At 56.3% G+C, this 12,644-nt stretch carries 14 protein-coding genes; 5 read left to right on the top strand and 9 right to left on the bottom strand.

The genetic code is table 11. From position 1 onward, the window contains the following. Window positions 1–140: 140 nt before the first annotated feature. The 6 genes from galM to modE form a co-directional block, all read right to left on the bottom strand. The gene (galM, locus tag PGR79_RS10920; RefSeq protein ID WP_430921655.1) at window positions 141–1,184 is read right to left on the bottom strand and encodes a galactose-1-epimerase; all 1,044 of its coding nucleotides are present in this window, start codon (window positions 1,182–1,184) and stop codon (window positions 141–143) included. After that, entirely contained in the window at window positions 1,178–2,326 is a 1,149-nt protein-coding gene (gene galK, locus PGR79_RS10925; protein WP_213317971.1) for a galactokinase, read from the bottom strand. The genes galM and galK overlap by 7 nt, the downstream gene beginning before the upstream one ends. Then, window positions 2,323–3,375 (bottom strand): galactose-1-phosphate uridylyltransferase, encoded by a 1,053-nt coding sequence (gene galT, locus PGR79_RS10930; protein ID WP_047049199.1) that lies wholly within the window; start codon window positions 3,373–3,375, stop codon window positions 2,323–2,325. Before galT ends, galK begins: the two co-directional genes overlap by 4 nt. 31 nt (window positions 3,376–3,406) lie before the next feature. After that, the gene (gene galE / locus PGR79_RS10935) at window positions 3,407–4,423 is read right to left on the bottom strand and encodes a UDP-glucose 4-epimerase GalE (protein WP_045364697.1); all 1,017 of its coding nucleotides are present in this window, start codon (window positions 4,421–4,423) and stop codon (window positions 3,407–3,409) included. Between the two features lie 206 nt (window positions 4,424–4,629). After that, window positions 4,630–6,105, bottom strand: coding sequence for a molybdate ABC transporter ATP-binding protein ModF (gene modF, locus PGR79_RS10940; protein ID WP_213317972.1), 1,476 nt, complete (start codon window positions 6,103–6,105; stop codon window positions 4,630–4,632). 67 nt (window positions 6,106–6,172) lie between these two features. Continuing rightward, window positions 6,173–6,961 carry a molybdenum-dependent transcriptional regulator gene (gene modE, locus PGR79_RS10945; RefSeq protein WP_087860065.1) on the bottom strand — a complete coding sequence of 263 codons (789 nt, stop codon included), beginning with the start codon at window positions 6,959–6,961 and terminating at the stop codon, window positions 6,173–6,175. 153 nt (window positions 6,962–7,114) lie between these two features. Between modE and PGR79_RS10950 the strand changes: the two genes are divergently transcribed. The 4 genes from PGR79_RS10950 (at window position 7,115) to modC (ending at window position 9,915) form a co-directional block, all read left to right on the top strand. After that, window positions 7,115–7,264 carry an AcrZ family multidrug efflux pump-associated protein gene (locus PGR79_RS10950; RefSeq protein ID WP_087860064.1) on the top strand — a complete coding sequence of 50 codons (150 nt, stop codon included), beginning with the start codon at window positions 7,115–7,117 and terminating at the stop codon, window positions 7,262–7,264. A gap of 127 nt (window positions 7,265–7,391) precedes the next feature. After that, window positions 7,392–8,168 carry a molybdate ABC transporter substrate-binding protein gene (gene modA, locus PGR79_RS10955; protein WP_316424428.1) on the top strand — a complete coding sequence of 259 codons (777 nt, stop codon included), beginning with the start codon at window positions 7,392–7,394 and terminating at the stop codon, window positions 8,166–8,168. Next, entirely contained in the window at window positions 8,165–8,854 is a 690-nt protein-coding gene (modB, locus tag PGR79_RS10960; protein ID WP_015367643.1) for a molybdate ABC transporter permease subunit, read from the top strand. Before modA ends, modB begins: the two co-directional genes overlap by 4 nt. A gap of 2 nt (window positions 8,855–8,856) precedes the next feature. Beyond that, on the top strand, window positions 8,857–9,915 hold the full coding sequence (gene modC, locus PGR79_RS10965) for a molybdenum ABC transporter ATP-binding protein ModC (RefSeq protein ID WP_113373881.1): 1,059 nt from the start codon (window positions 8,857–8,859) through the stop codon (window positions 9,913–9,915). Here modC and PGR79_RS10970 read toward each other — a convergent pair whose 3' ends face one another. After that, window positions 9,916–10,734: a pyridoxal phosphatase gene (locus PGR79_RS10970; protein ID WP_213317975.1), complete on the bottom strand. Its 819-nt coding sequence runs from the start codon at window positions 10,732–10,734 to the stop codon at window positions 9,916–9,918. A gap of 184 nt (window positions 10,735–10,918) precedes the next feature. Between PGR79_RS10970 and pgl the strand changes: the two genes are divergently transcribed. Next, on the top strand, window positions 10,919–11,914 hold the full coding sequence (gene pgl / locus PGR79_RS10975; RefSeq protein ID WP_087860060.1) for a 6-phosphogluconolactonase: 996 nt from the start codon (window positions 10,919–10,921) through the stop codon (window positions 11,912–11,914). A 60-nt stretch (window positions 11,915–11,974) separates the two neighbouring features. Here pgl and PGR79_RS10980 read toward each other — a convergent pair whose 3' ends face one another. After that, window positions 11,975–12,241 (bottom strand): biofilm development regulator YmgB/AriR family protein, encoded by a 267-nt coding sequence (locus PGR79_RS10980; RefSeq protein ID WP_015367639.1) that lies wholly within the window; start codon window positions 12,239–12,241, stop codon window positions 11,975–11,977. 47 nt (window positions 12,242–12,288) lie between these two features. Continuing rightward, on the bottom strand, window positions 12,289–12,591 hold the full coding sequence (locus PGR79_RS10985; RefSeq protein ID WP_171830086.1) for a hypothetical protein: 303 nt from the start codon (window positions 12,589–12,591) through the stop codon (window positions 12,289–12,291). Window positions 12,592–12,644: the final 53 nt, after the last annotated feature.

Raw genomic sequence — 12,644 nt, forward strand, 5'->3', positions numbered from 1 at the left:
GCAATGCTTATCCCTAACCATAGCGAAAATAGTGACGCAGTGTAAGATGCTTGTAAAACACCGGTTAGCTTTTTGTCTTTTAGCGGTGCAAATTACAGCAAAAAGGCGAAAAAAAACCCTCCGCAGGGAGGGTTATGACGTTATCCGGCGATAAACTGATATTCCGTCAGGCTAATGTACTCGGCGCCGGGCCGTAATACGCAATCTGGCTGCGGCCAGTGCGGATGATTTGGGGAGTCCGGCAGGAACTCGCTCTCCAGCGCCAGCCCTTGCCAGTCGCCGTAAGGTTGACTGCCGCGCGATGGCGTGCCGCCGAGATAGTTACCGGAATAAAACTGCAGCGCCGGGGCGGAGGTGTACACCGTCAGCTGTAGCTTTTCATCCTGCGACCAGACATGCGCCGCCGGCTGGCGGGCATCGCCTTTGGCCTGCAGCAGAAAGGCATGATCGTAACCTTTCACTTTTTGCTGGTCAGCATCGGCAAGGAACTCGTCGGCAAGCACCTTCGGCGCGCGGAAATCAAAGCTGGTGTACTCCACGTCGCGCAAATCGCCATACGGAATACCGTCGCTCTCCACCGGCAGATACTGGTCGGCGAAGATCTGCAGGCGGTGGTGGCGCACGTCGCCCTGCGCGCCGTCGAGGTTAAAATAGACATGGTTAGTCATATTGACCGGGCAGGGCTTATCAACGGTGGCGCGATACTCAATGGCGATACGATTATCGTCAGTCAGGCGAAAGCGCGCGGTTGCCTGCAGATGGCCCGGGAAACCCTGATCGCCATCGGCGGAGTCGAGCGCAAACAGCACCTGGCTGTCGTCGTGGCTGACAATTTGCCAGCGACGCTTGTCGAAGCCGTCCGGCCCACCGTGGAGCTGGTGGCCGGCCTCGTTCGACGGGGTTAAATTCACGATCTCGCCATCGAGCGTGAAGCGGCTGTTGGCGATACGGTTAGCGTAGCGGCCGACGGACGCGCCCAGAAATGCCGCCTGCTGGCGATATTGCTGCGGCGTGGCGCAGCCCAGTAACGCTTCGCGCAGGCTACCATCGGCAAGGGGCACTTGCGCGGAGATTAGCGTTGCGCCCCAGTCCATCACCGTCACCGTCATCCCGGCGTTATTACGCAGCGTTAGCACGTTCCACGGCTGTCCGTCGGGCGCGAGTTCGCGGGTTGGCGTTAGCATTGGCCGGCTCCCTGGGATGGTTTGCAGACGTAAAAAGTCTCTTTAATGCCGGTTTTCGCTTCATACTGAGCGGCAACCGCCTGCTGTACTTTTTCAACCAGTGCTTCCGGCATCAGGGCAACGATACAGCCGCCAAAGCCGCCGCCGGTCATCCGCACGCCCCCCTGGTCGCCGATAACCGCTTTGACAATCTCAACCAGCGTATCAATTTGCGGTACGGTGATCTCAAAATCATCGCGCATGGAAGCGTGAGACTCCGCCATCAGTTGGCCCATGCGCTGCAGGTCGCCGTTTGCCAGCGCGCTCGCCGCTTCGACGGTACGGGCGTTTTCGGTTAATACATGGCGCACGCGTTTCGCCACAATCGGGTCCAGCTCGTGGGCCACGGCATTAAACTGCGCAAGTTCAACGTCACGCAGAGCAGGCTGCTGGAAGAAACGCGCGCCGGTTTCACACTGTTCGCGGCGGGTGTTGTATTCGCTGCCGACCAGCGTGCGTTTAAAGTTGCTGTTGATAATCACCACCGCGACGCCTTTCGGCATCGACACCGGTTTGGTGCCAAGGGTGCGGCAGTCAATCAGCAGCGCATGATCTTTTTTACCCAGCGCCGAAATAAGCTGGTCCATAATGCCGCAATTACAGCCGACAAACTGGTTTTCCGCTTCCTGGCCGTTAAGGGCGATTTGCGCGCCGTCGAGCGGCAGATGATACAGCTGCTGGAACACGGTGCCGACGGCGACTTCCAGCGACGCCGAGGAGCTTAACCCCGCGCCCTGCGGTACGTTGCCGCTGATGACCAGATCGGCGCCGCCGAAGTGGTTATTGCGCTTCTGCAGATGTTTGACCACGCCGCGGACGTAGTTTGACCACTGCTGGGTGTCGTGGCTAACGATGGGCGCATCGAGGGAAAACTCGTCGCGCTGGTTATCGTAATCGGCGGCAATGACCCGCACGATACGGTCAGAACGCGGCGCGCAGCTGACTACGGTTTGATAGTCAATGGCGCACGGCAGCACGAAACCATCGTTGTAATCGGTATGTTCGCCAATCAGGTTGACGCGGCCCGGCGCCTGAATGACGTGACTAGCAGGGTAGCCAAACTGTTCAGCAAACAGCGCCTGGGTGTTCTCTTTCAGACTCATTGTTCAACTCCTGATTCACGAAAATGGATATCGCTAACGGCACGTAACTTTTCGGCGGCTTGTTCCGCCGTGAGATCGCGCTGGGTTTCGGCTAGCATTTCGTAACCGACCATAAATTTGCGCACCGTGGCGGAGCGCAACAGCGGCGGGTAAAAGTGAGCGTGCAGCTGCCAGTGTTGATTATCTTCGTTATTAAACGGCGCGCCGTGCCAGCCCATGGAGTAGGGGAAGGAGGTCTGGAACAGGTTGTCGTAACGGCTGGTCAGCTTTTTCAGCGCCAGCGCCAGGTCGTGGCGCTGGGCTGCGGTTAAATCGGTCAGGCGCTGGATATGCGCTTTTGGCAGCAGCAGCGTCTCAAAGGGCCAGGCCGCCCAATAGGGGACCACGGCCAGCCAGTGTTCGGTTTCTACAACGGTACGGCTGCCGTCGGCCAGTTCGCGTTGCACATAATCCACCAGCATCGGCGAACCCTGCTCAGCGAAATATTTCTTTTGCAGACGGTCCTCACGTTCCGCCTCATTGGGCAGGAAACTGTTGGCCCATACCTGGCCGTGAGGGTGCGGATTGGAGCAGCCCATCGCCGCGCCTTTATTTTCGAAGACCTGGACCCAGGGATAACTTTTCCCAAGGTCCGCGGTCTGCTCTTGCCACGTTTTAACCACGCCTTCCAGTGCTTCAATGCTCAGTTCCGGCAGCGTTTTGCTGTGGTCTGGCGAAAAGCAGATAACCCGACTGGTGCCGCGCGCGCTTTGGCAGCGCATCAGCGGATCGTCGCTCTCCGGGGCGTCCGGAGTATCGGTCATCAATGCCGCAAAATCGTTGGTAAACACGTAAGTGCCGGTGTAATTCGGGTTAGTGTCGCCGGTGACGCGGGTATTACCCGGGCACAAGAAACAATCCGCATCGTGCGCGGGCAACGTTTGTTTTGCCGGCGTCTCCTGCGCCCCTTGCCAGGGGCGCTTGGCGCGATGCGGTGAAACCAGAATCCACTGCCCGGTTAACGGGTTATAACGACGGTGCGGATGGTCGACGGGGTTAAATTGCGTCATGGTATTTCCTTAGAGCCTTACCTTTAGGCTATTAGTCCGGATAACCCTGCGGATGACGGGACTGCCAGTGCCAGGTGTCCTGCGCCATTTCGTCAAGGTTGCGCGTCACGCGCCAGTTCAGCTCGCGGTCGGCTTTGGCGGCGTCAGCCCAATAGGCCGGGAGATCGCCATCGCGGCGCGGCGCGAAGTGATAATTAATCGGTTTACCGCAGGCTTTGCTGAAGGCGTTGACCACGTCCAGCACGCTGCTGCCGACGCCTGCGCCAAGGTTGTAGATATGAACGCCGGCTTTATTCGCCAGTTTTTCCATGGCCGCGACGTGGCCGTCGGCGAGGTCCATCACGTGGATGTAGTCGCGCACGCCGGTGCCGTCTTCGGTCGGGTAGTCGTTACCGAAAATCGCCAGTGATTCGCGGCGGCCGACGGCAACCTGGGCGATATACGGCATCAGGTTGTTCGGGATGCCCTGCGGATCTTCGCCCATATCGCCTGATGGATGCGCGCCGACCGGGTTGAAGTAGCGCAGCAGCGCGATGCTCCAGTCCGGCTGGGCTTTCTGCAGGTCGGCGAGGATCTGCTCAACCATCAGTTTGCTTTTACCGTAGGGGCTTTGCGGGGTACCGGTCGGGAAGCTTTCAACATAAGGGATCTTTGGCTGGTCGCCGTAGACGGTCGCGGAGGAGCTAAAAATAAAGTTTTTAACGCCGGCTGCGCGCATAGCGGAAACTAATTTAAGTGTACCGGTGACGTTATTGTCGTAATATTCCAGCGGTTTGGCGACGGACTCGCCGACGGCTTTCAGGCCGGCAAAATGGATCACCGCTTCAATAGCGTGATCGTGCAGAATTTCCGTCATCAGCGCTTCATTACGAATATCGCCTTCGACAAAGGTGGCTTTCTTGCCGCCGAGACGTTCAATGACCGGCAATACGCTGCGTTTACTGTTGCAGAGATTGTCGAGAATAATCACATCATGTCCCTGCAGCAGCAGCTGTACGCAAGTATGACTTCCAATGTAACCGCTACCACCTGTGACCAGTACTTTCATGATTCGCTCCAATAGGCTTATCGTGTGAGAAGAAGATAGCATACCAAAGAAGGCAAAAGTGTGACACAGGCTAAAATAGTGGAATCGTTTACACTTGATGGTGTATTAAGACTGATTTTATGTAATTATTTATAAAACAGTGTGTTGTTGTGGTTTTTGGTTATTTCTCTGAAAAAATACAGGGATCCGCAGACCCCTGTATAGCGCTATTCCGCCAGCGCGCCGAGACGGTAAGTGTAACCGTCTCCACTGCGAATGAACTCCAGACGGTGAGTGATGCAGTCAGGGGCATCTTCGGCGTGATGCGATACAAACAGCAGCTGCGTGGCCCCTTCGCTAATCAAAACATCAACAAAACGACGTACCAGTTGACGATTCAGCGGATCCAGCCCCTGTAACGGTTCGTCGAGTATCAGTAGAGTCGGATGTTTAACCAGCGCGCGAACGATCAGCGCCAGCCGCTGCTGTCCCCACGACAAACTATGAAACGGGGCGTCGGCGGTGCGTTTATCAATGCCGAGAATATCCAGCCAGCGCTGGACCAGCTTGTGCTGCTTATCAGAGACCGCCTGATAAATGCCTATCGAATCAAAGTAGCCGGAAAGGATCACGTTACGCACGTTTGTGCTGACGCGGTATTCCAGATGCAGGCTGCTGCTGACATAGCCAATATGTTTTTTGATATCCCAGATGGTCTCGCCGCTGCCGCGACGGCGGCCAAAGAGCGTCAGATCGTTGCTGTAACCCTGCGGATGGTCACCGGTGATCAGGCTTAGCAATGTGGATTTTCCCGCGCCGTTAGGGCCGACAATTTGCCAGTGTTCGCCGGGGTTCACCGTCCAGCTTAGCTGGTTGATGATCGCTTTATCGTTATACGACACCGTGCCGTCGTTAAGAACGATAAGTGGAGCGTTCTCTGCTAAGTCATGCCGTGCGGCGGGGGCATCCGGTTCAGGTAGCGTCATACCGGCCAGTTTTTCGCTATGCGCCAGTTGGGCAACCAGCGCCTGCTGTAATAACGCCTGTTTCTCGCCGGTTTCGCTCAGCGTGCAATCCGCCAGCACGCCGGCATATTCAATGAATTCCGGGATTTCATCAAAGCGGTTGAGTACCAGTACCAGGGTGATACCAGCCTGATGCAGGCAGGCCAGCAGGTCGGCCAACTGTTGGCGCGAAGCGACATCCAGGCCATCAAACGGCTCGTCGAGGATCAGCAGATCGGGGTCGCTCATCAGCGCCTGGCAGAGCAGCGTTTTGCGGGTTTCGCCTGTCGACAGATATTTAAAGCGCCGCGTCAGCAGGTGGCTAATGCCAAACTGCTCCGCCAGCCGGGCACAGCGCTCCGGATCGCGTTTTTCATCTTCGATGATTTCCGCGGTAGTGCGCCCGGTATCCTCTTCGCCGGGGCTCAGCATATCGGTGTTGTTGCGTTGCCACTCGTCGCTGACCAGTTTCTGCAGCTGTTCAAAAGAGAGGCGAGTGATACGCTGAAATGCGCTTTCGCGCTGCCCGTTGAGTAGAGTCAGTTCGCCGGCCAGCGCTCTGGCCAGCGCCGATTTACCGCTACCGTTGCTGCCGACGAAAGCCCAGCTTTCGCCAGCGCGCAGCGTGAGGCGATCGATATGTAATGTTTTAGTATCGCTAAGGCGAAACGTACCTTGCGAAATTTGCAATGATGACATTGTGTATCCCACTTTTTGCAGCGTTGTGCTTCAGGGATACGACTTCACGGCAATAAAGTCAATGCCATTAGCATAAGGTCGCCAGAATGATACGATCGGCATTGAAGTAAGCGATCGCCTGCGCGCCTTCCTGCAAACCGTCGGTTTGCGCCGTTGGCAGCGTGGCGCACAGGTTTTGCCCATCCGGCAACGCCATGATAACTTCGCACCGATCCGGCCCGCGTTCAATGTGGCTGATGCGCCCGGTAAGCTGGTTGTCCGCCTGCTGCGCTACGGCGTGGTCAAGCGTGATGCCGACCCACGGCGCTTTCAGCAACACCAGCACTTCCTGGCCTTCATCAAGCCCGAGGCGGTCGGCGCTTTGAGCGGTAATGGCGACTTTAAAACGGGTCTGACCGTCCGCCAGCAGCACGTCGACATGTTGCTGTACCTGCTGGTGGTCGCGACCGGTGATGGTGCCGAACCACTGGTTGCGGGCGCTGGTTTGTAACGAGAAGCGGGAAATCGCCGCCAGCAAACTGTCGAGGGGCAGGGCGTCATCGTCGCTTAACACATCGAAGGCTTTTTGTTGAATCTGCGCCAACAGATCGTATAACTGAATCAACCGCTGGCCATAGCGGGTCAGCACCGCGCCGCCGCCGCCTTTGCCGCCGGTGGCGCGGTCGACCAGCGACTGTTCGCTGAGCTGGTTCATTTCGTTGATCGCATCCCATGCGCTTTTATAGCTGATACCGGCGTTCTTCGCGCCCTGGCTAATTGAGCCAGTCCGATCGATCTGCTTGAGTAAGGCTATCCGGCGGGGATCGGCGAACAGGCGCTGCTGAAGCTTAAGCGTAAGAAGGATTTCGGCCTGCATAATCAATTCCTGACGTAAAAAGCGTATTGTGAACGATAGCGCCCATCTTGCAACAGGCATCTGCCGCGGCGGCGGCGAGGCACCGCACAAATGGGGCGTGTTTTTCCGGCTGAAATGGTTACAATGAAGTATTCGTACTATCTGGAGCCAACCATGTTAGAGCTGTTGAAAAGTCTGGTATTTGCTGTCGTCATGGTACCTGTGGTGATGGCGGTCATCCTCGGTCTGATTTACGGCCTCGGTGAAGTGTTTAACCTTTTCTCCGGCGTCGGTCATAAAGACAGCAGCCAGCAAAATCACTGATTCCCCAACGCCCGGTCCGCCGGGCGTTTTCTTTTGTACCGATCCCGATTCCCCCTAATTGACGCTGTGAAATTCTCACCATAGTCGTTATATTATCTACTACATAACGAATAAACAGGAGTTTCCAATGGCAGGTCAATGGTCGCGTTTTCTCACCGGAGCGGCATTAACGCTCTGCGTTTCTGGTCATGCGCTGGCGCAGGACGGCAAAATTACCGTTTTTGCCGCGGCGTCGTTAACCAACGCTATGCAGGATATCGCGCAAGCGTATAAAAAAGAGCATCGTGTCGACGTGGTCTCTTCCTTTGCTTCTTCCTCCACGCTGGCGCGGCAGATTGAAGCCGGCGCGCCCGCCGATCTGTTTATTTCAGCGGACCAGAAATGGATGGACTATGCCGTAGACAAAAAATCAATCGATACGGCTTCCCGCACTACGCTGCTGGGCAATAGTCTGGTGGTGGTCGCGCCGAAAGCCAGCGATCGCGGCGATATCGCCATTAATGATAAAACCGACTGGACCAGCCTGCTGCAAGGCGGGCGTCTGGCGGTCGGCGATCCGGATCACGTGCCGGCGGGGATTTACGCGAAAGAAGCGCTGCAGAAACTGGGTGCCTGGGAGACGTTGTCGCCGAAGCTCGCGCCGGCAGAAGACGTGCGTGGCGCGCTAGCGCTGGTGGAGCGCAACGAAGCGCCGTTGGGCATCGTCTACGGCTCTGATGCCGTCGCCAGCAAGGGGGTCAAAGTGGTGGGCACCTTCCCGGAGGAATCGCACAAAAAAGTCGAGTATCCGCTGGCTATCGTTGATGGGCATAAAAATGCTACCGTAACCGCGTTTTACGACTACCTCAAAGGCCCGGAAGCCTCGGCTATCTTTAAACGTTACGGATTCACCACACAGCAATGATTTTAAGCGATCCCGAATGGCAGGCGGTACTGCTGAGCCTGAAAGTTTCATCCCTGGCGGTGGTTTGCAGCTTACCTTTTGGGATCTTTTTCGCCTGGCTGCTGGTGCGCCGCCATTTTCCCGGCAAAGCGTTACTCGATAGCATTATACATTTACCGCTGGTGCTGCCGCCGGTGGTGGTCGGCTATCTGTTACTGATTTCCATGGGGCGACGCGGCTTTATCGGTAGTTGGTTATATGATTGGTTTGGTCTGACTTTCGCCTTCAGCTGGCGGGGGGCGGTGCTGGCGGCGGCGGTGATGTCATTTCCGCTGATGGTGCGGGCGATACGCCTCGCCCTTGAAGGGGTGGACGTGAAGCTTGAACAGGCGGCGCGCACCCTCGGGGCTAATCGCTGGCGGGTATTTTTCACCATCACGCTGCCGTTGACTCTGCCGGGCATTATTGTCGGCACGGTGTTGGCCTTCGCCCGTTCGCTGGGGGAGTTTGGCGCGACGATCACCTTTGTCTCAAACATTCCCGGCGAAACGCGCACCATTCCTTCCGCGATGTATACCCTGATTCAAACGCCCGGCAGCGAAGGCGCCGCCGCGCGGTTATGCATCATCTCTATTGTTCTGGCGCTGGTATCGCTGCTGGTGTCCGAATGGCTGGCGCGCCTTAGCCGTAAGCGGATGGGGAAATAACTATGCTGGAGCTCGATTTTAGCCAGACGTTAGGCAATCACTGCCTGGAAGTGCATGAAACCCTTCCCGCCAGCGGCATCACCGCTATTTTCGGCGTCTCAGGCGCGGGCAAAACCTCACTGATTAATGCTATCAGCGGGCTGACGCAGCCGCAGCAGGGGCGCATTGTGCTCAATGGCCGGGTGCTCAATGACGCGCGACAGCGCATCTGCCTGGCGCCGGAGAAGCGGCGTATCGGTTATGTGTTTCAGGACGCGCGGCTGTTTCCGCACTATAAAGTGCGCGGCAACCTGAAATATGGGATGGCTAAAAGCATGGCCGAGCAATTTGATAAGCTGGTGGCGTTATTGGGCATTGAGCACCTGCTCGAACGGCTGCCCGGTAGTTTGTCCGGCGGCGAAAAACAGCGGGTGGCGATTGGCCGCGCCCTGTTGACCGCGCCGGAATTGCTGCTGCTGGATGAGCCGCTGGCCTCGCTGGATATTCCGCGAAAGCGCGAATTACTCCCCTATTTACAGCGGCTGGCGCGCGAGATCCATATCCCGATGCTGTATGTCAGCCACTCGCTGGATGAAATTCAGCACCTGGCCGATAACGTGCTGGTGCTGGAAGCGGGAAAAGTGAAGGCGTTTGGCGATCTCGAAACGGTGTGGAGCAGCAGCGTGATGCATCCGTGGCTGCCGCAGGAGCAGCAGAGCACGATTCTTAACGTCTCGGTGATCGCGCAGCATCCGCAGTATGCAATGACCGCGCTGGCGCTGGGCGATCAGCAACTATGGGTTAATCAGCTGGCGCGAGAGCCGGGCGAAGCGGCGCGTGTTCGTATTCAGGCGTCGGATGTGTCGCTGGTGCTGGAGCACCCGCGACAGACCAGTATCCGTAATATCCTGCGCGCGCAGGTTGTTGGTTGCGTGGAAACCAACGGCCAGATTGAGGTACAGCTTACGGTCAGCGGCAGAACGCTATGGGCGCGAATTAGCCCATGGGCGCGGGATGACCTGGGCATCACCGCAGGTCAATGGCTCTATGCGCAAATTAAAAGCGTATCGATCGCGGCCTGATTACAACAGATGGCGATTGATGAAGTCGGCGATGCTGGTGGTTTCGTTTTCACCAATCACCACTTTTGCCCGCGCTTTTACTTCCTCAACCGCGTTACCCATCGCCACGCCGGTCCCGACGGCTTCCAGCATGCTGAGATCGTTGTAGTTATCGCCAAAGGCGATAACATCCTGCATGGATAATCCTTGCGCGGCGACCCACTGCGCCAGGCGTTTGCCTTTGCTATTGCCGGCGCGGGCGATATCCACCTGATCGTGCCACGACCATTCGCATTCCAGGCCCAGATTCTGGCCGACGGTCTGCGCGAAGTCCTGTAGTTTCGGGATATTTTCATCGGTGAGGGCGAATTTCCACACCGCCTGCACTTCACGCGCCGCCTGGGCCAGAGAATCCACCTGGGTGAAAACCGGGCGCTGTTCAACCGGCAGCGACTGCGCCCAGTTAGTGGTGCGGATCACGTGACCGGTCGGACGCTCATAAAGCATGGCGTCATCAACGTACATCAGACCGTGAATATCGTGTTCGGCGAGCATGTTGGTGAGGCTGAGGGCTTTATCTACCGGCATCGGATCGGCTTCGAGAACCTTTTTTGCATGATAATCATACAAATAGGTACCATTACAACAAATTGCAGGTGTATCGAGAGCCAGTGCCTGATAAAAAGGATGGATAGCGACGTGATGTCGGCCGGTTACGACGATCACCTGATATCCAGCCTCCCGGGCGCGAGCCAGCGCATCGAGCGACGCCGGAAGAATCGTTTTTTTTGAGGTCAGTAGGGTGCCGTCTAAATCGAGGGCGATCACGCGTGAGGTCATGTGTTGGTTCCGGTAAATGGTGAAAAAGGGTCTGCCATGATGGTACACGGCTTCGTCTCAGGGGCAAATTTTTCAGCATCTACCGTTAAAAACGTCTATACCATTCATCGTTGCGCCGCGCGCCGGATGAAATGTATAACGATGTCCACGAGCAGTTTCACGAGCAGTGAGGAAAGGAGTAGTCATGAAACAAACCGTATATACCGCCAGCCCGGAGAGCCATCAGATTCACGTCTGGAGCCTCAATGCTGAGGGAAATCTGACATTGGTTCAGGTTGTTGATGCCCCGGGCCAGGTGCAGCCGATGGTGGTAAGCCCGAACAAAGAGTATCTCTATGTCGGCGTTCGTCCGGAGTTTCGCGTCCTGGCTTACCGCATTGCGCCAGATAATGGCGCGCTGACTTTCGCCGGTGAAGCCGCGCTGCCGGGGAGCCCGACGCATATCTCCACCGACCATCAGGGCCGTTTTGTTTTCAGCGCTTCCTACAATCAGGGCTGCGTGAGCGTGACGCCATTGATTGACGGCCTACCGGGCGAAACGGTCACCGTCGTCGAGGGGCTGGAAGGCTGTCACTCGGCCAATATTTCGCCGGACAACCGCACGCTATGGGTCCCGGCGCTGAAGCAGGATCGTATTTGCCTGTTTAATCTGAGCGATGACGGCTATCTGGCCGCGCAGGAGCCGGCGGAAGTTACTACTGTGGAAGGCGCTGGTCCGCGGCACATGGTGTTCCATCCGAACCAGCAGTACGGCTACTGCGTGAACGAACTGAATAGCTCCGTTGACGTGTGGGAGCTTAAAGATCCGCACGGGAAAATTGAGTGCGTGCAGACGCTGGATATGATGCCGCCAGATTTCACCGGCGTGCGCTGGGCTGCGGATATTCATATTACGCCGGATGGCCGCCATCTGTATGCCTGCGATCGTACCGCCAGCATTATCACCATCTTCAGCGTTTCTGAAGACGGTAGCGTACTGTCTATTGAAGGCTACCAGCCGACCGAAGCGCAGCCGCGCGGCTTTAATGTCGATCACAGCGGTAAGTATCTGATTGCCGCCGGGCAGAAATCGCATCATATCGCGGTATATGAAATTGCCGGCGAGCAGGGGCTATTAAAAGAGAAAGGACGTTATGCCGTTGGTCAGGGCCCGATGTGGGTAGTGGTTAACGCGCATTAATTTGCTATTGATAGAAAAAAACCTCGCGCCGGCGAGGTTTTTTTATTCGGACTGACAGGCCTAAATATCATCCATCGTATAGCCGACGACAATTTCCAGCGTCTTACGAATCACATCCGCGGTGACCACGTTATCGGTGGTTTCCAGGGCATTGATCAACCATAAAATAAGCGCCTTATTGCTCAGATGCCCATCTGAGCTGAGGATACTGTCGATTGCCAGCGACATGACCGCAGATTCATCGACTAATTTATCTCCGGCGCTGCGGAAATATTCTGAGAGCGCTGTATCCTGCAGTCCTGCGTAAATATCTGATTGCTGATGCATAGTCTGTCTCATCATATTCTCACTTGTTTATTAAACTTGATCGGGGATCAGTGTATTTTTTTGCCCGTCGGTTCGACGTTACTATCCACAACAACGGCTCTGTTTTCCCACTGGCCGTTAATCTTTTTAATGACTGGAGCGTGATTGCCGCGCGTCGTGAGTCTGACGCTAATTTCATCAATAACGGCAATAATTGCATTCCTTCGCTGGTGGTTCGTTTCCGCTGCCTGCATTAACCGAAGTTTGACTAGCAGCGTCGGAATATTAATTGGCCGGTTTGTTTTAAGAAGAGATAAAACCGCCTCGCCGATAATCTCATCGCTAACCCGATCTGATTGACTGCTTTTCATCATCGTCCCTCTGCATGCCTCGTGTTCCTGTAAGCCAGGTTAGGTGCAGGCCG

This window comes from Klebsiella sp. 141161 (assembly GCF_050600815.1).
GTDB lineage: Bacteria > Pseudomonadota > Gammaproteobacteria > Enterobacterales > Enterobacteriaceae > Klebsiella > Klebsiella aerogenes.